Below are 22826 nucleotides of genomic sequence, written 5' to 3'. Positions count from 1 at the left end.
AATAGTCTTGATGAAGCGAGAGCTTGGGTGCTTAGGTTTGCTCATTGGTATAACATGGAGCATAAGCACAGTCAGCTTAGATTTGTGACCCCTAATGAGCGCCATATGGGGGAGGATAAAGTCATTCTAGCAAATCGTAAGCAGACGATAGAGAGTGCGAAAGCATTAAATCCTGCGCGCTGGGGTGGCCGAGAGGTGAGAGATTGTACACCTGTACCCCCAACGACTTTAAATCCAGTAAAAGAGCCAAAATCGATTGATAAGATGAGAGTCGCCTAATTCATTAAATGGTGACAACTATGTTGACAAACACCGTTAGGCTCTAGTATAAATGTCATACTGATAAGTTTTGTAGTTAAGGTATATCACTTATTCATAGAATCGTAAGTAGAGGTTAATTAATTTATTCCGGGCCCTGTTTGGTTTAGCTACAATGGGTAAAAAACTATTTTGGTAACAAAAGGTAAACTTATCGGTCAATACGCAGACTTAACCAAAGCAGTTATAGGGTTTAACATGGCTGATTATTTTTATAAATAAAAGAATAGGAATGTCATGACTTTAGAGAAAATAGTAGCTGTAGAAGGGTATATTCAAACCACCTATCTTGCGGTATATCCTGATAAGTTACTGTTATTGGATACAGGGTGTCATTGTGATGTGGACAGTATATTGGATTACATCACTAACACTTTACAACGTCCTATAAGCCAACTTAAGACCGCTGTCGTGACTCACATGCACCCTGACCATGCCGGTGGGGCGGAGCTATTAAAACAAAAGACTGGGTGCAAAATTGTAACGGCGGCTCACTATAAGCCTTGGTATAACGGTGTTACCGGTAAAATTGGTCATATTCATGATCTAGCGCTGACTTACTATGTGGCTCATCGTCAGGGAAAAAAGATGACGTCTTTGTGGTACGACCCCGAAATGGATGCAGACACCTATGTGCAAGATGGCGATAGAATTCCTAACTTTGAGGATTGGCAAGTGTTGTCAACTGCTGGTCATACTGACCGAGATATATCGCTTTGGCATGCTGAAACTAGCCAAGTCTATGTTGCAGATTTAATATTGAAGATTAAATCCAGGTTTGTATCGCCATTATTAATTACTTTGCCTTATGTCTATCGAGCTTCAGTTGCAAAGATAAGAGATTTGCAGCCTGAAACTGTGATATTAGCGCATGAGGGATTCCAGAAATTAGAAACTGAAGACTATGATGATATTATTGCTAAAACGCCTAAGGAACCCCGCAAAATGACCATATTACATAGTTTGAGTATGTTGCGATTGCAATTGAAGTTTGGACGTAAACGAGCTCAGAGTTGAGATAGTTATCTTAACCGAGTCAACCAAGTAGTTAGCTTTATAAAATGACAAGAAAAAACCCCGATTAAAATGATTTAATCGGGGTTTTAAATATTTGGTGGGCCGACCGCGACTCGAACGCGGGACCAATAGATTAAAAGTCTACTGCTCTACCAACTGAGCTATCGGCCCTGAACTTTAAGAGATTTTATAATCTGTCTCTTTGTTAGGAGAGGCATATTATACTTATCAAATTTAAGATTGCAACATAAATTTGAAAATAATTTCAATTTTATGGCATCTTATCAACAGTCTAAATTTAATATGAATCTTCAATAGAAAGAATTACATTAAGGCAAACTGTTGAAAGAAAAACCCCGACTATACTAATCGGGGTTTTAAATATTTGGTGGGCCGACCGCGACTCGAACGCGGGACCAATAGATTAAAAGTCTACTGCTCTACCAACTGAGCTATCGGCCCTGAACAGTTAAAGGGTTGCTGTATCCCCTTAACGTGAGAGCACATTATACGCCTCAAAAATGAGAATGCAACCCTAAATGTTAAATTTTTCTATTTTTTTCAATATTAATCGTTTTTTTTGTGGTTTTAAGCTTAGATTATGGTCGTTTATATTATCGTAGCTAGTTACTAAACGCTTTAATCTCTAGATAAAGCTTCAACTGGGTTAAGTTTCGCTGCGTTGCGAGCAGGTAAGAAACCAAAAATAATTCCGATTAATGTAGAGCAAATAAAAGCGGCAATAATGGAAGTAGGGGAGTAGATTACGCTGAAGCTATCCGAGCCTAAACTATTAATCCCTTCTCCAATCAAAAACGCTAACAGGATTCCTAGTCCCCCGCCTAAAATACAAACTAGGACAGCTTCTATCAAAAACTGCTGCATAATATCGCTTTGACGCGCTCCCACTGCCATACGTACCCCAATCTCATTAGTACGTTCGGTCACTGAAACCAGCATGATATTCATTACCCCGATACCGCCTACGACTAATGAGATGATCGCAATAGAGGAGATGAGTAGCGTCATGGTATTGGTAGTAGACTCAATGGTTTGACGAATAGAGTCAGAGTTACGGGTTCTAAAGTCATCAGCCCCATGTCGGCCTTCAATTAACTCTGAAATTGCAGACTCTGCGGCACTGGTTGAAATTTGATTGTCAATAAGCACCACGAAGCGATCAATGGTTTCCCCGCCTACAATACGCGACATCATAGTGGTGTAGGGCATATAGATTGTAGGACTATCGCTAGAGGAGCCAAATGCATTATCGTTTGGTTCTAACACCCCAATTACACGACCTGGAACATTGCCAATAAGTAGCACCTCTCCAATGGGGTTGGCGATGTCTGAAAAGAAAGTGCTTTTGGCATTATCATCAATGATGATATCTTGCACCCGTAAGGAAATACTTTGCTCATCGAAGCTTTGACCTTGTGCCAGTTTTTCTCCAGTGACCTCTAGATAGCCTGAACCCACACCACTGATACTGGCAGACTCTTGTATATTGCGATAGCGGACACTGGCGCTGGTATCAAGCTGCGGGCTGACGCTGACCACGTAAGGTTGATCGGCGACAGCTTTGGCATCGTCTGGCGTCAGATTATCATCATTATATTGTCGTCTGGGGTCGCCATAGGGGTAACCATCAATAACGGTGATGGTATTGGTGCCTAATGAGCTGATGTTGGACAATATTTGCTGCTGTGAGCCTTGACCTATACCCACTACTGACACGACCGAAGCGATACCAATGATAATTCCTAGCATGGTCAACAAGGTACGCATCTTGTGAGCGCGCATCGCCAATATTGACATTCTGAAAGCTTCTGATAGGCGGTCAATTAGTGAGCCTAACCGACTTTTTTGTTTGTGGCGTAATACTTTTGAGGAACTGGCTGACGCTGCTGTTGCTTCTTCTGTTGTCTCTTCATTGGCTAGGGTTTGCGTTTGAGCTGAATGGTTAAAGTGCTCATTGCGGTAATCTGCAATTATACGTCCGTCTTTGAGTTCAATAACCCGCTCTGCTTGCTCTGCAATGCTGGGGTCGTGGGTGACCATAATCACCGTATGACCCTGTTTGTTTAAATTATTTAAAATTTGTAAAACGTCTTTCCCTGACTTACTGTCCAAGGCACCTGTAGGCTCATCGGCCAAGATGACATCACCGCCATTCATCAAAGCTCGGGCTACCGATACACGTTGCTGTTGTCCGCCTGACAGTTGACTGGGCCGGTTATGAACCTTATCACCAAGGCCTAAATCCGTCAGTAATTGTTCAGCCCGCTGTGCTCGTAGCTTATTGTCCATTCCAGCATAAACGGCAGGAACAGCGACGTTGTCCCGAGCATCAATATCGCCAAGTAAGTGATATCTTTGGAAAATAAAGCCAAAATGTTCCCGGCGCAGTTTAGCTAACTCGTCGGCATCTAGCTGCTTAACTGATTTGCCAAAGATGAGGTATTCACCGGCAGTGGCCTTGTCTAAACAGCCTAGGATATTCATCAAGGTGGATTTACCTGAGCCGGACTGACCAATGATGGCCACCATTTCACCTTGATAAATAGTGAGATCAATACCGTGCAAAATACGAATGGTTTGCTCACCAGCAGGAAACTCACGGATGATACCGTTAAGTTGCATGATAGGCTCTGCCCCCGGTTTTGGCGACGAGGCAGTCCTTTTTAGCACTGGGTCGGGTGCAACAGAGTTGCTTATTGGCGGCTCGGGTGTGGTCATAGCAAAATCTTCAGTTCAGGCAAAGCTAATAAAAGAAATAGCCTAAGATAAATTCATAGTAAGTGAGGGAGTCTGTAACTAGTAATTAATAGGTTTATAGACTACCTCTTACATTCCAGGTGGACGACGGCGACGGCTTTGCTCTTTTCCTAGGCCGCCTGAATTCTCACCAATAATTACCGCTTCACCTGCTTTAAGTCCACTTAGGATTTGGGCATTCACTCTATTGTCGATACCCACGGTTACGGGTCTGTCTTCGACACTGCCATCAGCTTTTAACACTCGCACATAGCTACCTTTATTGTGGGTAGCAGAGTTGTTAGTAGCAGGGATATTGGTAGCCGCATCGGCTCCTTGTTTGGCAGAGCGTTTGCCACCTGCAGCATTATTATCGCCTCGTCCTTTTTTGATTGCGGCAGAAGGCACTATTAGCGTGTTCTCAGCTTTATCGATGACCACATAAACTTGAGCGGTCATATCAATACGAAAGCGGCGTTCGGGGTTAGGTACTTCAACGTAGCCAATATAATAGATGGCAGAGTCGGTGGAGCTAGTAGAGCTAATTTGTTCTGGGGCAGGCTCGACAGCCGTTAATACCGCATCGTATTTTTTGTCCGGATCACCAATGGTATTAAAGTATACCGGCATACCCGCTTTTACATTAATCACATCTGCTTCTGAGATTTGGGCATTAATACGCACTGTTGATAAGTCGGCTAAAGTCACGATAGTGGGGGCGGCTTGATTGGCGTTAACGGTGGTCCCTTGCTCGGTGACCACAGCGACAACGGTACCATCCATTGGGGCACGGATAGTGGTGTAGCCTAAGTCAGTGCTGGCGGTATTTAAGTTGGTTTGGGCTTTGCGTAAGTCGGCTTCGCTGCTGGCGATATTTGACTGAGCAGTGATAAGCGCTGCTTGGGCAGTTTTGATAGCGGATCTCGCTGCGGCCACACTGGCTTGCGCTTTTTCAACTGTGGTACGCGCATTTTCGACTTCTTGTTGGCTGATAGCATCCATTGCGAGTAATGGACGTAATCTGGCGTAATCAGATTGAGCCTGCTTCAAGTCGGCTTCGCGGCTTGCTAGATCGGCTTGGGCGCTTTCTAGCCCTGCTTTGCGGCTATAATACTCTGCCTGCGCACTTTGTAATCCGGCTCGACCTTGCTCTAAAGTAGCTTGCTGGTTAGAAAGGTTGTTCTTTTGGGTGACTTGGTCAATTTGAGCAATGAGATCGCCTTTTTTTACTTCATCTCCAACATCTACATAAAGCTTAACGACTTCCCCAGAAACCTGAGCCCCTACATCAACCGTGTTTAGAGCCTTTACTTTACCTGAAGCCATTACATTACGTTCAATGTCTCCAATCTCCGCAGGAGTGGTAATGTAGTTTGGGCTCTCTTCTTTGGGTTTGAATTTATTATATAAAAGTATGCCCAAAGCCAAGACTACTAAAGCTATGAGACTCCACTTTATGAGAGACTTGCGAGTTTTCTGATTAGAGATAAAAGCCATGTCACAGTCCGCAACCTAATTTTAAATAGGCTTATGATACCTCACTACAATAAAAAGACTATGGTATTAAGTTTAAGAAAGGTTACAAAGGACAGTTGAAGAGGATAAAAACGCGCAGAGGAATTGGTTTGGGGAGAATAAATAACTGGGTAAGATAAATAAATGGAGATAAACGAAATAAGCAGTCCTAGAGATAGACATCACCATAACTTTAACTAAAAAAGCTAAGGCAACTGACTAAAATAGTCGATGTCCTGTCACTCTTAAGGCAGCTTGTAACATAAGCTCCCAAGCAGGTTGACGCACAATACCTTTTACCGCTTTATCACACTGATAAAGAATGTCTGGCCAATCGGCGATGCTTTGCGGGGTTTGACGCTGACAAGCACTTTGATATAAAGATTGCTTACTACTCCAAATGCCTATGCTTTGTGGATTTTCACCGGCCATGAGCTGCATAATCAGGCGCATGTCTTTACTAATGGCCCAAAGTATTAAGGGAGTAGGCTCTTCAGTGGCTTTTAGTTGTTCCATAATCTTAACTACTTGAGCGGCATTACCGGCCAACATAGCATCGGATAAATCAAAGACACTATATTGTGCATCACTGACTAGAGCATTTTTTAACGCCTCAACATCGATGGTAGTAGCGGTCACTGCATCCGAGGAGTCAGATTGGCTGTCATCAATAGTAGCTTCGTTAGGAGAGATGGTCTGTGGCGAATATAAATAAGACAAGCGCCATAAGGCTTGATAAGCACTGAGTAGATGATGTTCCGTTTGCACCATCAAAAACTGCCAAGCTTCGGGTAATAAGTTCAACCCAAATTTTTGCGACTGGAAGGTTAGCATCTGTTGACGTTGGTTCTCATTATATAAGTTGCAATCAATGACATGCCCTTGCTTTGCAAAGGGGATATACCATTTACTGCTTTTTGAGCGGTTATCTACTTTGCCAGTTAGCCATAGCATACAGTTTTGATTGTCGCCATTATTGGCCGCAGTAGCAAAACTTGTGAGCTCTTGTAGCATTGCCTTGTCAGGCTTATGGTTACCGGTGACGATAACGGCTGTGGCATCATCAAATAATGATAAGCTATTAAGCTCACTCATGACTTCTTGCCAGCTCTTGCTAGACACTAATTCTAAGCGTTTGACCGCCAGATTTTGTGCTCGCCAAGAGTTACGCATGGCATCGATGAGCCATTGCTGTAACAAAGGCTCATCACCATGCGCTAACCACAACCCGGTTAAGTTTAGGGGGTTTGCGGCGTTAGCAGCACTAAGTTTTGGATAGACATTTAAAAAAGTATCTTCCATGGCTTAGGGAGTAGACTCAGTAGTAGGCGAGGCAGAATCAGTCGGCACCAATACTTTAACCTTAGAGTCGTCTTGCTTAGTACTTGGTGCAACGCGGGGTAAGTTTAGTGCCACGTATTGATCGGTAATGCGCTGGGCTAAGTTTGTATATAGCCACTCTTCAATCTGCTTACCTTGTTTGTCATCGGTACTGACTGAAGCTTCATCAAATTGATAAGTACGCTCTACTTGCACTTGGTTTTTTACGGTAATAGGCTCATTAGTCTGGCCCTGATCGTTATTCAACGTTTCGTAGAACACATCTGCAGACAACACTAGGCGAACCTCGGTTAATACCCCCACCAATTCGTAGCGTTTAAGCTTTACGTTATCTACACGTATACTAGAAGTGTACTGCTTATCACTGCTATTGATTTGACGTCCAATGCTATCCACCACCTTGACCCCAACGGCATTCAGACGTTCGGTTAGCGGCTGCTTTAGACGAAAGCTGGTGGGGTCATTATCATTGAGACTAAGGGAGGTGGTTTGCGCCACATAAGTGATAGGACTGTCATAGCCTCGCAAATGAAAACCACAGCTGCTGAGCATAAGCGGCGTTGCCACTAATGCCGCTGTTAATAGCGCAGTGCATAGAGCACCACGCTTATTTGTGGCAACATTACCAGCTTTAGTCTGGGCTAATAGATTGGTCATGATTTATCCTACCACCACAATGTTAACCAGCTTATTAGGCACAACGATCTCTTTTTTAATCTCACCCGTTAGATACTTAGCTACAGTTTCGATTTGTTTCGCTTGTGCTTTAAGCGTTTCAGGGTCGCTATTAGGCGCCACTTCCATCTTGCCGCGTACCTTACCATTGACCTGAACCACCATGGTGATGGTGTCTTGAACCAATGCTGATTTGTCAGCAGTAGGATAAGTCAAGCTCAGAGTATCTATTCCCAGCTCTTCAAGCAGATGCTCTGCAATGTGCGGGGCATAAACAGACAAGATAGTCAGCAGGGTAGTAATGGCTTCATGCTGTACTGCCAGTGTGGTGGTGTTAACTTGTTTGTTTTTGGCAATAAAAGTACCAATCTCGTTAGCCAACTCCATTAAGCTTGATACTGGCGTATTTAACGATAGACGATCACCTAAGTCATTATCAATCTTGGCAATAACCTCGTGAGTCTTACGGCGTAGATTTTTTGCTAAGCTGTCAAGCTCATTGCTATCGATAGCAGAAATAGCGGGTAACTCAGTAGCGCTAACCCCTTGTTGTTGTAACGACTCAATATGGGATTGCACTTCACGCCAAACTTTTTTCAAGAAGTTATAAGGCCCTTTTAGTGAGTCATCTGACCACTCTAAGGTCTGATCAGCAGGCGCGGCGAATAGGGTATACAAACGAACGGTATCTGCACCATATTGATCAATGATGGCTTGTGGATCTACCCCGTTATTTTTTGATTTAGACATCTTCTCAATTTTACCGATGGTAACTGGCTTACCATCTGCTTTTAATGTCGCATTGATAGGCTGACCACGATCATCGTAACTGATATCAACGTCTTCAGCGAAGTAATAGGTTTTACTGCCGTCCTCATTACTGCGATATAAGGTACCGGCCAATACCATGCCTTGAGTCAGTAAGTTCTTAAAAGGCTCATCGCCTGATACCAAACCTTCATCACGCATTAGCTTATGATAGAAGCGGGCATACAATAGGTGCATTACCGCATGTTCAACGCCGCCCACATACTGATCGACAGGAAGCCAAGTGTCCGCGGCTGACTTATCAACCATTTGGGTGTCATCATTGGGGCTTGCAAAGCGGGCGTAATACCAGCTTGATTCCATAAAGGTATCAAAGGTATCGGTCTCACGCTCGGCTGGGCCACCACACTTAGGACAAGTGGTGTTAACAAATTCAGGAATGTTTTTTAGGGGGTTACCACGGCCATCAGGCACTACGTCTGTTGGTAGCTTGATAGGTAAGTCTGCTTCGTCCACAGGAACGTTACCACAGTACTCACAGTTAATCATTGGAATTGGGCAGCCCCAATAACGCTGACGTGATACACCCCAGTCACGTAGGCGATATTGAATCTTACGTGAAGCTAAGTTTTGCGGTTCAAGCTTGGCAAGCATGGCTTCAAATGAGCCGTCAAAGTCTAGACCGTCAAATTCACCTGAGTTAACTAAAATACCGCGCTCAGTGTAAGCGCCTTCATGATCTTCAGGAGTTTCAATCACGGTCTTTATAGGTAAGTTGTATTTACTAGCAAATTCGAAATCACGCTCATCATGAGCAGGAACCGCCATTACCGCACCAGAGCCGTAGCTCATTAGTACGTAGTTGGCTACCCAAACAGGGATCTCTTTACCCGTTAGAGGATGGGTAACCGTCAGACCAGTATCCATACCCACTTTTTCAGCTTTGGCAAGGTCAGCTTCTGCCACAGAGCCTTTTTTACACTGCTCACAAAACTCAGCAATTTTGGGATTTTGTTCAGCGGCTAATTTGGCTAGGCGGTGCTCAGCAGCCACAGCCACATAAGTAACACCCATTAAGGTATCAGGGCGCGTAGTAAACACATCTAGGGTGCTGATATCATCACTGTTTTTGTAGGGAAAGTGAACTTCCATACCTTGGCTACGGCCAATCCAATTGCGCTGCATAGTGATAACATCGCTTGGCCACTGTCCTTCTAGCTGCTCTAAATCATCCAGTAGCTCGTCGGCATAATCTGTGATTTTGAAGTAGTACATAGGGATATCGCGCTTCTCAACAGGAGCGCCACTACGCCAGCCTTTGCCATCGATAACTTGTTCGTTGGCCAGTACCGTATTATCTACTGGGTCCCAGTTTACGGTGGCTAGTTTTTTATAGACCAAGCCTTTTTTGTACAGCTGTAGGAAGAACCATTGTTCCCAGCGGTAATATTCAGGAGTACAGGTAGCAAATTCGCGTGACCAGTCAATTGATAGACCCAATGTCTTTAACTGAGTGCGCATATTATCAATATTAGAGAAGGTCCACTTTGCTGGGGCAACTTGGTTGGCAATGGCTGCGTTCTCTGCAGGCATACCAAACGCATCCCAACCCATAGGTTGTAAAACTTGCTCACCTTTTAAGCGATAATAACGGCTGAGAACATCTGAGATAGCATAGTTACGAACATGCCCCATATGCAGCTTGCCACTTGGATAAGGGAACATAGATAGCATATAACGGGTTTTCTCATCTTTGCTGATGTCATTGCTGACCTCAAAGCGTTTATCCGCTTCCCACTTAGCTTGTTGTGCCGCTTCGATTTGCTTTGGTTGATAATGGTTTGAATGGTTCTGTTCAGTTGCTGTGGTGCTCATAATAGGCTCTAAGTTAGATGTTTTTTAAAAGTTTGAATAAAAAAATCGTAATGAGTAACGTAGTTAATAATAAGAAAATTCAGATACGATAGAATAGCTTAAATTGACCAAAATTGCGATGGTAAGCACTAATTTTAACCGTATATTGGCTTGCACTGGCTTTATAAAGTATTAACTATTAAGCTTGTTAAAACTTTTTTTGCGACATAATGGCTATAAAAACAACAGGAGATGTAAATGACAATAACAGTTTATGGTATTAAATCTTGCAGCACTATGAAAAAAGCGTTCACAAAATTAGAGGCGCTTGGTATTGACTATCAATTCCACGATTATAAGAAGCAAGGTATCGATAAGCAAAGTGTTCAGCGCTGGGTCGACGAGCTGGGTATTGAGAAAGTACTTAATAAAAGAGGGACCACTTGGCGTAAATTGACTGATGAACAAAAAGCAGCGGCTGATGCCGACGTCGATACAGCGATTGAGCTATTGGTTGAAAATACCAGTATGATTAAACGCCCCATCGTAGAAGGCGAAGCTCAAGGCAATAAAGTGCTACTTTGCGGCTTTAATGAAGCGGACTTTGAGCAGGCATTTGCCGCTTAAGCGTTAATTTACCTAAGCTATAAGTTACCTAAACTTTAAGCTACCTAAGTTTTAAATTACAGTGATTATAAATTATTAATCCTGTCATAGAATCTTGGAACTATCATAAAACAAAAGGGCATTGCCATTGCAGATGCCCTTTTATTTTTCAAAAACCAGCTATCAATAATGGATAACTAATCAGATTAATAAGTGATAACACTGATAAATCCTATGGCTAATTAGCTTAAAGCAGATTCTAAATCACGGCTAATTAAGGTACCCACCCCTTCATTGGTAAAGATTTCAAGTAGGGTAGCGTTGGGCACACGGCCATCGACGATAACCGCACTTTTTACGCCACCAAGTACTGCATCTAAGGCACACTGTATCTTTGGAATCATACCGCCTGAAATGGTGCCGTCTTTAATCATTTCGTCGACTTTTTTCGGAGTCAGTCCGGTTACTACTTTGCCCTCTTTATTCATAACCCCTTTGATGTTGGTCAGTAGCATTAACTTCTCAGCATGTAGAAATTCAGCCACTTTGCCAGCCACTAAGTCAGCATTAATATTGTAACTATTGCCTTCTTTATCCACACCAATTGGGGCAATGACTGGAATAAAATTTGAGCCAATAAGCATCATGATCACATCTTTATTGACGCTCACCACTTCACCCACAAAGCCTAAGTCGATATCACTGCTATTGCCTTGCTCGTCAGTCTTACTCATAAGTAGCTTTTTGGCACGAATTAAGTTGGCATCTTTACCCGTTAAGCCAATAGCGCGGCCACCATGTTTGTTAATCAGGCTGACAATAGACTTGTTAACACTACCGCCTAACACCATCTCTACCACGTCCATAGTAGATTTGGTAGTAACGCGCATGCCATCAATTCGATCTGATACACGGCCCAGCTCTTTTAGTAAGTTATCTACTTGTGGTCCTCCGCCATGTACCACAACAGGGTGTAAGCCAACTGTTTTTAACAGGACGATATCACGAGCAAAAGAGCTTTCTAACTCTGGATCGGTCATGGCATTGCCACCGTACTTCACCACAATGATTTTATCTTCAAAGCGCTGAATGTAGGGTAGGGCAGTGGTTAATACTTGAGCAGTGGTTTTGGCTTGGGCTAGATTTAAGGACATGAGAGACTCTTTTTTATACTTTGAAAGGCCGTGAATTTAAATAAATGGCTTTTGAACTTAAACAAACAGTTCAAATTACTTTTATTATTCTACTGATTTACCTGGATATTGGCTACCTGATTGGCCAAATCTTCATTGATAGACTGACACAGGTGGACGAAATAACCTTGTATTTGGGTTAAATCGGATAGAGAGTTGCCGGCGAAGCGCACTGTCAAACTATTGCTGGTGTTTGAGGAGCGAATAATGCCAAAGCCATAGCTAAAATCTAAGCGTAAGCCGTCAATACAGGTCAGTCGAGCATCTGCTGGCAATGAGGGAGGTAAATCTTTTATACCGGTTTGTAGCTTTTGGCACAGTGCTGATAGCTTATTTAATATCGGCTGCGAACCCTGTTCCAAGTCAGGGCAAGTGGTGTCTTGTGACACGCTATAAGAGTAATCGGCTAAAGGCAGATAAACATCTGGGGTGCTAACCATTTGCGGCAAAGTATCGATGATTTCTGCTAAATTCATAGGCTGAAGATGCAGCCAGTTTAATAGACGTAACCCTGCATACATGGCATCATCATGCAATAAAAAGTGGCCGTCATTAAAGATAAAGTGTCCTGACAGTTCGCCTGCAAATAAGCTATGCGAATCTGTGCTGTCTTGTCTAGCTTGCAGGGTGCGGCGTAAGATACTGCTACCCGTTTTACTCATCTGTGCTTGCGCCCCAGCTTGGTTTATCAAGGCAGGTAGATGATGGGAGCACTTCACATCGAAGATAACGGTCGGGGTGCAGGAATCGGGGTGACTGCAAGTGTTAGATGCAAAGTGGTCTTCTATGGCTACTCGAGACAGCAGATATAATAAGTGATCTGCTACCAACGGCTGACCTCTGCTATCGACTACCATCAAGCGATCTCCATCACCATCGAAGCTTAACCCTAGATCAGCCTTATGTTGCAACACGGCTGCAGACAACTCATGGAGGCGATTGTATTCCATGGGGTCTGGATTGCCCTTTGGGAAGTCGCCGTCAACATTGGCATTAAGTATGATAACTTCTGAGCACAAAGAGGGATGTGCTTGGTAAAATTCTTTAGCAAATAGGCCAGTAGAGCCATTTAAACAATCAATGACAATCTTCAGCGCAGAACCTACGGACTCGGTATTGGGCTGGTGGGCAGAGGTTATCACCTTGAAACGTGATTTATTGATACTATCAAGCGCTTCAACCGCTTTGTTGATATAAGGGGTTAACACCTCTTGACGGGATAAAGTAATCTGTCTTGGCAAGGGTTGATTTGGCTTAGGGGTAGCCGAAGTTTTGTCTGCAATCTTGTCGCTATAAATAGAGGGGTCAGATAATAGCTGCTGATACAGTTGCTGGATTTGCTCACTACTTGGAGACTGACTATTAAGCAGCCATTTCAGGCCATTGATATGCGGTTCTGAGTGACTGGCAGTGGCGATAACCCCGTGGCCTTGATATTGATTGGCCCAAAAAGCCATCAAGGGTGTGGTCACTAAGCCCAACCAAATGACCTCACAGCCATGAGCTTCAAAGCTAGAAGCCATGTATTTGGCAAGGGTTTCACTGTGATGACGGGCATCAAAGCCAATGACTACCTGACTGGCATTACCATGCTCTACAAAGTGACGGGCAAGCGCATGACTTAATGCGGTCATGAACTCGGTGGTAAACAATTGACGTTCACCACGGATATCATAAGCTTTGAAAAGGGTACGTTGGTCGTTAAAGGTAGTCAATGACAAAGCAAGGTTCCAAATTTCAACAAACCATCATTATAGCTTTATAAATTTATAATAATAGTTCTTTTAAGCTATTGCATTGTAAACGAGTGGCTTGAAGCTATTGACGGCCTGAGTGACCAAAGCCGCCTGCACCACGCGAGCTTAGCTCATTGAACTCTTCGACAATCTCGAACTCAGGACGCATCACAGGGACCACCATATATTGTGCCATGCGCTCTGCAGGGTTTAGCACAAAATCATTCTCGCTGCGGTTCCAGATGCTCACCATTAGTTCGCCCTGATAATCTGCGTCAATTAGACCCACAAGGTTGCCTAAGACGATACCGTGTTTATGGCCTAAGCCTGAGCGAGGTAGGATGATGCCGGCATAGTTAGGATCAGCGATATAGATCGCCATGCCGGTACCGATAAGCTGTGTCTCACCGGCCTTGATAGTAATAGGCTCATCAATGCAGGCCCGCAAATCGATACCTGCTGAGCCATCTGTAGCTCGAGTGGGCATAGGGAAATTGGGATCAGTACCGATTTTTGGGTTTAGAATTTTAACTTGTACAGAATTCATAATTTATCCATTATTTTGTGGTTTTAGCCATATAGACATTAAAGTGCACCCAGTCTAATTCATCTTTTTTTAAAATCAATTGCAAAAAAGCTAATGGTTAAAGAATTAACCAGCTGGCTAGGCCTAAAAAGGACATAAAGCCAACGATATCAGTGACTGTGGTTAAAATAACTGAGGCTGATAGAGCAGGGTCAATATCTAGACGCTTCAAAAATAGCGGAATGCCGATTCCAGCTACGTTGGCTGCAGTCATATTAATGGCAATAGCGCAGCCAATTACTAAACTGATCTTCGGATCATGGAACCAAAGCTGAGCAATGCCAGCCATAATCAAGGCCCAAATTACCCCGTTGATGGCACCCACCCACAGCTCTTTGTTCATTAGCCATAAGCGGTTAGAACCCCCGATTTGACCCATTGCCAAACCGCGGATAACCACAGTTAGCGTTTGGCTACCAGAGATACCGCCCATACTGGCGACGACTGGCATTAATACTGCCAAAGCGACTACTTGTGCCAGTACCTCTTCAAATTGTCCAATAACTGAGGCGGCGAGTAGTGCCGTTAATAAGTTAATGCCGAGCCAGACGCTACGGCTCCTAGCACTACGTAAAATGGGAGCAAACAGCTCTTCATCATCGCTCACACCGGCTAAGTGCTTCATGGTGCTGTCTACGTCATCTTGGATAATTTCCATGATGTCCTCAGCGTTGAGCTGACCCACCAATTCGCCGAAGCTATTAACGACGGGAGCATAGCGAATGTCGGAGGAGCGAAATACCGCAGCCGCATCTTGAATGTCCATTCTGTCGTTAATAGTAATAGCAGGATCAATCCACTGCTCAACCAAAGACTGTTGCGGATACTTAATCAGGTCCACCAAGCTTAATAGACCTAGCAGCTGATGGCTGGTATCAACGACGATGAGCTCTTGGGTTTCATCATCGAGCAGATCCTCATCTTGACGCAGCCAGTTTTGGACCTCTTCCAAAGTAATATTGCCTTGAATCTGAATGGTATCTGGGTCCATATAGTCACCGACTTCATACTCTTCATAAGTATTAAGCTGGCTGACCTGCTGGCGAATGTCCTCATCAAGGTTAGACATTACCTCAGAGCGAACCTTGTCATCAACCGTGTCTAAAATCTCAGCAATGTCTTGCGCATCTAAGTCTTCAGCAAGCGTTTCAATCTCTTCTGCTTGCATGTTTTCCATCAATGAGGGGCGAATGTCATCGACCACTTCAGCCAGAACCTGACCTTTTATATCGACGGGCACCTGCTCCCAAATCAGCTGGCGGGCATCGTGAGGAAAGGACTCTAATAGGCTGGCAATTTCATATTCAGTTTGTTCATTTAAGAACTCAGCCATAGTAGTCAGATCTTTGTCTGCTACTAGCCTTTGTAAATAAATAAGTTTGTCTTCAGCGCGATCATAGCTTTCTGAGAGGGGTTCTGGTTTGACTTTATGCTCAGTTTGAGTAGACATAGCGGCCCTTAGATTGCTTGATGAGAGAGAAGGTGAAGAGCAAGGGGCATAAAACTAAACCCCTAAAAGCAAAAATGGCAGGAACGCTTCCTGCCATTTTTGTGATATTTTACAATATTTTTTGGCCTTTGTAGGGGCTATCTGTTATTTGGTTAGCCCCAAGCATTGGTTTACATATTTTTCTTTTTTAGCAGTGCCTTAATATTAGACATATACTCATTGGCGACTACCGTAGGGTCACGCTCAGCTTTTTTCTTCTTAGCATTGGCCGGCCAGTCTAGATGCTCTTCAGGTAACTCTTCTAAAAAGCGGCTTTGAGTGGTGGTGCGCATCTGACCACCTCCACGGCGCTGAGCGGCCAAAGTTAGAGTCAGCTCACGACGGGCACGGGTAATACCCACGTACATTAAGCGGCGCTCTTCTTCAATGGTTTCAGCAATGATAGAGTTACGGTGTGGCAGCAGCTCTTCTTCTAGCCCCATAATGTAGACGAAATCAAACTCCAAGCCTTTGGCCGCATGTAAGGTCATTAAGTTAACCTTGTTGGTATTTTCCTCTTCTTGCTGTTGTTCTAGCATATCGAGCAGTACCAGCTTACGAATGACCGCATCAATGGTTTTGTCATCGTCATCTTCAGCGCGGTTAATCAAGGCTTGGATACTGGTATACAGTACTTCGATGTTATCGAGACGGCCTTTTTCTTGCTGCGGTGTTTTTGAGTCACTGCGCACAAAGTCGATGTAGCCAGTTTCATCAATCATCTGCCGGACTAGGGGTACTGGGTCTGGGTGCTGATCAAGCTCGCGAGTATAGTGCTCAATAAAGTCGCCAAATTCCTTTAAGGTGCTGTAAGCCTTGGTTGGTAGGACATGAGGCAGACCGCCATGTGTACAAGAGGCGAGCAGAGAAATACTATGCTCTTGTGCAAATAGCCCTAGCTTCTCTAAGGTGGCTGGTCCTAAACCACGCTTTGGGGTATTGACGATACGTAAAAAAGCACTGTCATCTTCTGGATTTAGGATCAGACGCAGGTAGCCCATAACGTCCTTAATTTCACTACGAGCGAAGAAGGACTGTCCTCCAGATAGCTTATAAGGCACTTGGAACTGTCGCAGCTGAGCTTCAAGCATCCGAGCTTGGAAGTTACTGCGATACAAGACTGCGTATTGCTCCCACTCATTGCCGTTACGTAGCTTATGAGCCACAATCTCTTTGGCCACACGCTCCGCCTCATCATCATCGTTGCGGCAATTAATAATGCGGATTTTCTCACCCTGACCTTTATCCGACCACAGCGCTTTTTCAAATAAATGCTCGTTATTCATAATCACGGTGTTGGCTGCATTCAAAATGCGGTTGGTCGAGCGATAGTTTTGCTCAAGCTTAATCACTTTAAGCTTTGGGAAGTCCTCTTTTAGTAGCGCCATGTTTTCAGGACGTGCCCCGCGCCAAGCATAAATAGATTGGTCATCATCACCCACCACGGTGAATTTACCAGTTGGACCAACAATAAGCTTAATCAGCTCGTACTGAGCGGTGTTGGTATCTTGATATTCATCAACCAGTAAGTAGCGGATACGGTTTTGCCATTTATCACGTAGCTGCTGGTTTTCACGTAATATCTTGGCTGGTAGGACAATTAAGTCATCAAAGTCGACGGCGTTATAAGCCCGTAAGTTACGCTCATATAAAGCATAAAGATTGGCAAAAATCATATCTTCTGGGTCGTCTAATGTCTCCATCGCTTTATCTGGCTCGATTAGATCGTTTTTCCAGTCAGAAATAAACTTAATAGCCTTACCTACCAGCTCACGACTTTCTGCCCCAGATAAGTTGTCACGCATCATCAGCTCCATCAGCAGACGCTTACTGTCGTCGGCATCCATGATGGAGAAGTTGCCCTTTAATGGGGTGTGTAGCAGCTCATAACGCAAAAACTGTAGTCCAAATTGGTGGAACGTCGACACCGTAAGACCCCGGGTCTTCTCTTTGGGCATGAGGGATGAGACACGTGCCTTCATCTCACGAGCCGCCTTATTGGTGAAGGTCACCGCAGTAATACGTTCAGCCGGGACATTACATTGCTGAATAAGATAAGCGATTTTTTGGGTAATTACCGAAGTCTTACCTGAGCCTGCACCCGCTAAAACGAGGAGGGGACCAGACACATAAGTCATGGCCTCTTGTTGTTTGGGGTTAAGCTTACTCATGGCACACCTTTTTATATTACTAACGATAGAGATTGGATAACTAGACTGAATTAGAGGGTTATTTAACTGATGATTAGGGGATTAAAAACAATTTAAAAACTGTAAAATTACCGAGTGGTTATTATAGGGGTTCGCTTTAAAATCACAACCAAATCTATGCAAACTTATTGAGCGGTTATTAACTCGACTATGAAGTCGTTTTTTTTATTAGAAAGACCTTACTCTACGTAAGGCTTTGTAATATAATACAACTATGGAGTTAGATAAGAGCAAAATTCTAACGCTTTGATTTCGATGGATAGACGCATTGATTTATTGAAGTAAATTTAGCATTTTTACCCAGTACTTAAACAACTAAGTTGAGGATAATATGATTAAACGTCAAGCATTGTTAATAGCTGCTTTAGCTGCGGGTCTAAGCATGACTGCAATGGCAGAAACTGCAGGTACTTGGACTGTGGGTGTTGGTGCCGGTTATGTAGATCCAGATAGTGATAACGGTACCCTTGCAGAAGGTCTTTTTAAGACTGAAGTTGATTATGACGTACGTCCTACCATTACTGCAGAGTACTTCGTAGCAGACAACGTGGGTATTGAGTTGTTAGCAGCTCTTCCTTTCCATCATGACATTGATTTGAAAGATGCAGCTGGTAATGTAACTAAAGCTAAAACTCAGCTTTTACCACCAACATTATCACTACAATACCACTTTGATAATGTACATGCGAATGTGAAACCATTTATCGGTGTGGGTGCGAACTATACTACTTTCTTCAAAGAGCGCATTTATGACGGAAAGGATTCTAAGTTAGAAATTGAAGACAACTGGGGTGTAGCCGGTCACGTGGGTTTAGACTTCAAACTTAACCCAACAGATGCCGTTCGTATCGATGCTCGTTACATTGACCTTGAGCCAGATGTGAAATTAAATGGCAATGATATTGGTACAGCAGAGATCAACCCATGGGTATATGGCATCTCTTACGTAAAACGCTTCTAATAGAGGCTAGTTAAATTAAGTCGGCTTACCCTAATTAAATATTAAATAAGCAGACTAAAATAAAACCCCCGTATCCAATTAGATACGGGGGTTTTTTTATGCTTAATTAGCTTGATGCTGAATAAGCTTTCACTATCAGAGGCTATCTTAAAGCATTTAATTTCTTAGCAGCTTCTAGTGCAAAGTAAGTTAAGATGCCATCAGCGCCAGCACGTCTAAAGCCAAGCAGTGACTCAAGGATAACGTCCTCAGTTAACCAGCCATTTTGGATGGCGGCCATGTGCATCGCATACTCACCAGAAACTTGATAGGCGAAGGTTGGCACACCAAAGGTATCTTTTACTTCACGGATAAGATCTAGATAAGGTTGACCTGGCTTAATCATTACCATATCAGCGCCTTCATTGATATCCATAGCAACTTCATGTAAGGCTTCGGCGCGGTTACCAAAGTCCATCTGATATTGCTTTTTATGGCCACCTTTAAGGTTACCCGCACTGCCTACTGCATCACGGAACGGGCCATAATAAGCAGAAGCGTATTTGGCAGAGTAAGCCATAAGGGCGGTATTCACAAAGCCCTCTTCCTCCAGTGCCTCACGCATAGCTAGAATACGGCCATCCATCATGTCACTTGGAGAGATGATGTCTGCCCCTGCGCGAGCGTGTGCTAGGGTTTGTTTAACCAGAACGTCAACAGTGTCATCATTCACCACATAGCCTGATTCGTCTAACAGACCATCTTGACCATGAGTGGTGTAAGGGTCTAAAGCCACGTCAGTCATAACCACCATGCCTGGGACTTCTTTTTTGATAGCACGAACGGCACGGCAGGTTAAGCCATCTGGATTGTACGCTTCACGGCCATCTTCAGTTTTTAGGCTAGCATCGATAACAGGGAAGATATCAATGGTGGTTACGCCTTCTGCTAAAAGCTCTTTGGCATACTCAACCAGTAAGTCAATCGATAAACGCTCAACACCAGGCATACTAGCGACAGCTTCACGCTGATTTTCACCATCAAGTACGAACACAGGCGCAATTAAGTGCTTAGGATGCAGCTCAACTTCACGGACCATAGCACGAACATTGTCATGAACGCGTAAGCGGCGTAAACGAGTGTGAGGGTAAGTACGATTAAATATATAACTCATAATAAGTCCTAATAACTTCAACGAATTAAGGAACGAAAAAGGTAGGGCAGTACGATGTGACTGCCAAAAGATAGGTACTACCAGAAATATTTTTTAGGGATGAAAAGCAGAATAAGTGTGGTTATAGATCTTTTTATTATTCTTAAATTAGCTATCCCAATAGCTATTATAACGCAAGGCTAGGTATGTTTTGGGTTCAAGAAATGATACAAGTTATAACCAAAGTCTTAATCCAACAAAAAGCTGATTTAATAAACAGCTGATTTAATAAAAAAGGATTACTAAAAATAATAAGCAACTACAATCCAAGGCTGTAAAGCGCTACCTACAATTAGGGCTATAAGTCACTATTATGGCAAACTAAAACATTTAGCCAAGTTGATAAAAGCTATCATCACCATCAGTTTAACGAATACGGCATTGGCTAAGCACAGGGGAGTTATATACAATTCGAGCTTAGGTATGACTCTATCTATAAATAAAGCATAATAAATAATGTCAAAAACTAATAAATAAGCAATTGATAAATAAACAATTAAGAGATGGTTATGAGTGAAGATGAAACCCTAGGAAGCTTTAAACTACAGGGCAGTGATCCTAATCGGAGTGATAATAACTGTAGTGATAGTAATCGCAGTGAAGGTAACTGTAATGAAAGCAATAAAGCTCAGTCAGCCCCATTAAATAGAAGACGATTTCTAGAACTTACCACTTTAGGCATAGGAGGGTTAGGGTTGCTTCATTCCAATAGCTCTTTGGCAGCCAGTAGTTTAATAACCACAACTAATGATAATACCAATTCTATTGACTCAATAAAAAACTTGAGCCAGTGCAAATCACCGAGCATACCCACCCGCATCTTTGCCAGCTCCAATACTGGTGTTGATGACAGCCGCAATATCTTAGGGTTACAGCGTCTAACTTGTGCCGGCTTTGATGTGCAAAACCCAGAGATTAGCCGTCGTCAGTATTTACGCTTTGGGGGTACTGATCAACAGCGAGCCAGTGATTTACAAAATATGGCCACAGGGGCTATAGCGGTACCCAAATTGCTACTGGCTGCACGAGGTGGCTATGGCGCCATGCGGATTCTAGAATCGGTTGATTGGAAGAGTTTGGGCAGGGTAATGAAAGATCAGGGCAGTATCTTGGCAGGGTTTAGTGATATTACCGCTCTACAATGTGCTTTATTGGCACAAGGTAATATGAGTAGCTTGGCTGCCCCCATGTTATATACCGAGTTTGGTAAGAGGGAGCCAGATATAGTCAGTTGCCAGGGCTTTGTGGAAGCGCTGACTAATCCAAACCTTAAGGTTAACTTGCCACAACAAAACGTAGCTTTAGCCACACCGCTTAGTGGCATTTTATGGGGAGGTAACTTAAGTGTGGTCTCTGCGCTGGCAGGCAGTGCTTATCTGCCCAGTCCTGAAGGGGGAATTGTATTTTTGGAAGAAGTGGGTGAGCAACCCTATCAAGTAGAGCGGATGTTTTATAGTTTATATCTATCAGGGGCTTTCAAAAATCAGCAAGCCATTGTGCTAGGGGCGTTTAGTGGAGCCGGAGAAGACAGTTATGATGCCCGTTATAATTTGTCCGCAGTGATTGAGCATTTGAGTCAAGTCACTGGTTTGCCTATATATACCGGATTCCCTTTTGGGCACGTGGCTCGTAAGCAAAGCTTTCCTTTAGGGGCTATGTGCCATTTAACCCCAACCGCTTCAGGCATTACTCTTGAGTTTGAGGGCTATCCTATCATTGATAGAGAGCTGATATATCCGGAAGGGCTGTGGAGCTAATTTAATAATAAGAAATCTTAACGTATCAAGCATAATTTTTTACATTAAAGCACTAATGCTAGAGGCTCAGTGGGCTATCATAATAAATGATAAATAATTATTAAAAAAAGGAAACTGTTACATGTCAAACCAATCTAACGATAGTAAAAACTCAAATAACAATATAAACCAAGCGCTAGAGTCTCTTGAGAATACAACCGAAGCTCCAGCAAACAAGGAAGCGGTAGAAGTGGAGGTTGTCAAAGGTGATAAGGTTATTTATGAGGATGGCGATTTTGAAGAATTTAATAAAGATCAACATTTAGAATCTAGTGCAGACGATTCTAAACAAGATGATTCTAAACAAGATAGTGCCAAAGAAGAACAGTCTAAAGAAGAGGGCTTTGATAAGAAAACCTCTACAGAAAAAGAAGAGTCAAAAGCCAGCTCAGATAAAGAAGATGACTCTAATAAAGAAGCTAATTCAGAACAAGACGAAGAGAAGTCTAATGAAGATGACTCAGAAGATGAGTCCAAGCAAGAAGGTTCTAATAAAGACAAGTAACGTACTCCCCAATGTCTAGACCAAATTATCATAAAATTAAGATAGAATTGGGTTGATAAAACGATTCATTATCCGAACTATTGTTAGCCAGATAAACCTGTGCAGGAGTATGGTAATCGAGCGACTGATGTAAACGCTCATGATTGTAAAACTCGAAATACTCTTTCAAACCTGCTCTTGCCTGACTGACTGTCTCAAACTGTCGCAAATACACGCATTCATACTTCACTGACCGCCAAAGCCTTTCCACAAAGATATTATCCAGAGCCCTACCGCGACCATCCATACTGATAGCAATACCCTGCTC

At 43.3% G+C, this 22826-nt stretch carries 17 protein-coding genes, 2 tRNA genes and 1 pseudogene; 6 read left to right on the top strand and 14 right to left on the bottom strand.

Features of this window, described 5'->3' with window-relative positions; genetic code table 11:
- Together G561_RS0111495 and G561_RS0111490 are read left to right on the top strand one after the other, a co-directional pair.
- Nucleotides 1-279 (top strand): annotated as a pseudogene (locus G561_RS0111495) (hypothetical protein); the annotation flags it as partial.
- A 276-nt stretch (nucleotides 280-555) separates the two neighbouring features.
- Nucleotides 556-1335 (top strand): MBL fold metallo-hydrolase, encoded by a 780-nt coding sequence (locus tag G561_RS0111490; RefSeq protein WP_028859692.1) that lies wholly within the window; start codon nucleotides 556-558, stop codon nucleotides 1333-1335.
- Nucleotides 1336-1430: 95 nt separating this feature from the next.
- Here G561_RS0111490 and G561_RS0111485 read toward each other — a convergent pair.
- The 7 genes from G561_RS0111485 to leuS form a co-directional block, all read right to left on the bottom strand.
- Nucleotides 1431-1506 (bottom strand) — tRNA-Lys (locus G561_RS0111485).
- A 215-nt stretch (nucleotides 1507-1721) separates the two neighbouring features.
- Nucleotides 1722-1797, bottom strand: a tRNA-Lys gene (locus G561_RS0111480).
- A gap of 177 nt (nucleotides 1798-1974) precedes the next feature.
- On the bottom strand, nucleotides 1975-3978 hold the full coding sequence (locus tag G561_RS0111475) for a MacB family efflux pump subunit (protein ID WP_037032331.1): 2004 nt from the start codon (nucleotides 3976-3978) through the stop codon (nucleotides 1975-1977).
- 204 nt (nucleotides 3979-4182) lie between these two features.
- Nucleotides 4183-5589 carry a permuted SH3 domain-containing protein gene (locus tag G561_RS0111470; protein WP_028859690.1) on the bottom strand — a complete coding sequence of 469 codons (1407 nt, stop codon included), beginning with the start codon at nucleotides 5587-5589 and terminating at the stop codon, nucleotides 4183-4185.
- A gap of 237 nt (nucleotides 5590-5826) precedes the next feature.
- Nucleotides 5827-6909, bottom strand: coding sequence for a DNA polymerase III subunit delta (holA, locus tag G561_RS0111465; RefSeq protein WP_028859689.1), 1083 nt, complete (start codon nucleotides 6907-6909; stop codon nucleotides 5827-5829).
- 3 nt (nucleotides 6910-6912) lie between these two features.
- Nucleotides 6913-7605 carry an LPS-assembly lipoprotein LptE gene (locus G561_RS0111460; protein ID WP_028859688.1) on the bottom strand — a complete coding sequence of 231 codons (693 nt, stop codon included), beginning with the start codon at nucleotides 7603-7605 and terminating at the stop codon, nucleotides 6913-6915.
- A 3-nt stretch (nucleotides 7606-7608) separates the two neighbouring features.
- Nucleotides 7609-10266, bottom strand: a complete 2658-nt coding sequence (leuS, locus tag G561_RS0111455) for a leucine--tRNA ligase (RefSeq protein WP_028859687.1) — start codon at nucleotides 10264-10266, stop codon at nucleotides 7609-7611.
- Between the two features lie 237 nt (nucleotides 10267-10503).
- On the opposite strand from leuS, the gene G561_RS0111450 reads away from it, so the two are divergent.
- Nucleotides 10504-10872, top strand: coding sequence for an ArsC family reductase (locus G561_RS0111450; protein ID WP_028859686.1), 369 nt, complete (start codon nucleotides 10504-10506; stop codon nucleotides 10870-10872).
- Nucleotides 10873-11093: 221 nt separating this feature from the next.
- On the opposite strand, the gene argB is transcribed toward G561_RS0111450, so the two are convergent.
- The 5 genes from argB to G561_RS0111420 all read right to left on the bottom strand — a co-directional run bounded on the left by argB (nucleotide 11094) and on the right by G561_RS0111420 (nucleotide 18026).
- Complete coding sequence (gene argB, locus G561_RS0111445) at nucleotides 11094-12005, bottom strand: acetylglutamate kinase (RefSeq protein WP_028859685.1); 912 nt, start codon at nucleotides 12003-12005, stop codon at nucleotides 11094-11096.
- An 89-nt stretch (nucleotides 12006-12094) separates the two neighbouring features.
- The gene (locus G561_RS0111440) at nucleotides 12095-13765 is read right to left on the bottom strand and encodes a phosphomannomutase/phosphoglucomutase (protein ID WP_028859684.1); all 1671 of its coding nucleotides are present in this window, start codon (nucleotides 13763-13765) and stop codon (nucleotides 12095-12097) included.
- A 97-nt stretch (nucleotides 13766-13862) separates the two neighbouring features.
- Nucleotides 13863-14327, bottom strand: coding sequence for a dUTP diphosphatase (gene dut / locus G561_RS0111435; protein WP_028859683.1), 465 nt, complete (start codon nucleotides 14325-14327; stop codon nucleotides 13863-13865).
- 97 nt (nucleotides 14328-14424) lie between these two features.
- On the bottom strand, nucleotides 14425-15816 hold the full coding sequence (gene mgtE, locus G561_RS0111430; protein WP_028859682.1) for a magnesium transporter: 1392 nt from the start codon (nucleotides 15814-15816) through the stop codon (nucleotides 14425-14427).
- Between the two features lie 170 nt (nucleotides 15817-15986).
- Complete coding sequence (locus G561_RS0111420; RefSeq protein ID WP_028859681.1) at nucleotides 15987-18026, bottom strand: UvrD-helicase domain-containing protein; 2040 nt, start codon at nucleotides 18024-18026, stop codon at nucleotides 15987-15989.
- 370 nt (nucleotides 18027-18396) lie between these two features.
- On the opposite strand from G561_RS0111420, the gene G561_RS0111415 reads away from it, so the two are divergent.
- On the top strand, nucleotides 18397-19026 hold the full coding sequence (locus tag G561_RS0111415; RefSeq protein WP_028859680.1) for an OmpW/AlkL family protein: 630 nt from the start codon (nucleotides 18397-18399) through the stop codon (nucleotides 19024-19026).
- A gap of 142 nt (nucleotides 19027-19168) precedes the next feature.
- Here G561_RS0111415 and hemB read toward each other — a convergent pair whose 3' ends face one another.
- Nucleotides 19169-20179 (bottom strand): porphobilinogen synthase, encoded by a 1011-nt coding sequence (hemB, locus tag G561_RS0111410; protein WP_028859679.1) that lies wholly within the window; start codon nucleotides 20177-20179, stop codon nucleotides 19169-19171.
- A gap of 548 nt (nucleotides 20180-20727) precedes the next feature.
- On the opposite strand from hemB, the gene G561_RS14565 reads away from it, so the two are divergent.
- Together G561_RS14565 and G561_RS14560 are read left to right on the top strand one after the other, a co-directional pair.
- A complete protein-coding gene (locus G561_RS14565) occupies nucleotides 20728-21975 on the top strand; it encodes an LD-carboxypeptidase (RefSeq protein WP_081794460.1) in 1248 nt (415 codons plus the stop codon).
- A 121-nt stretch (nucleotides 21976-22096) separates the two neighbouring features.
- On the top strand, nucleotides 22097-22519 hold the full coding sequence (locus G561_RS14560; RefSeq protein ID WP_037032334.1) for a hypothetical protein: 423 nt from the start codon (nucleotides 22097-22099) through the stop codon (nucleotides 22517-22519).
- 28 nt (nucleotides 22520-22547) lie between these two features.
- Here G561_RS14560 and G561_RS14555 read toward each other — a convergent pair.
- Nucleotides 22548-22826: integrase core domain-containing protein (locus G561_RS14555; RefSeq protein ID WP_155954127.1), on the bottom strand; the 279-nt coding region annotated here is incomplete at its 5' end.

This window comes from Psychrobacter phenylpyruvicus DSM 7000 = NBRC 102152 (assembly GCF_000685805.1).
GTDB lineage: Bacteria > Pseudomonadota > Gammaproteobacteria > Pseudomonadales > Moraxellaceae > Psychrobacter > Psychrobacter phenylpyruvicus.
The sequence above is the reverse complement of the archived record's forward strand: the minus strand, read 5'-3'. Positions and strand labels throughout refer to the sequence as shown.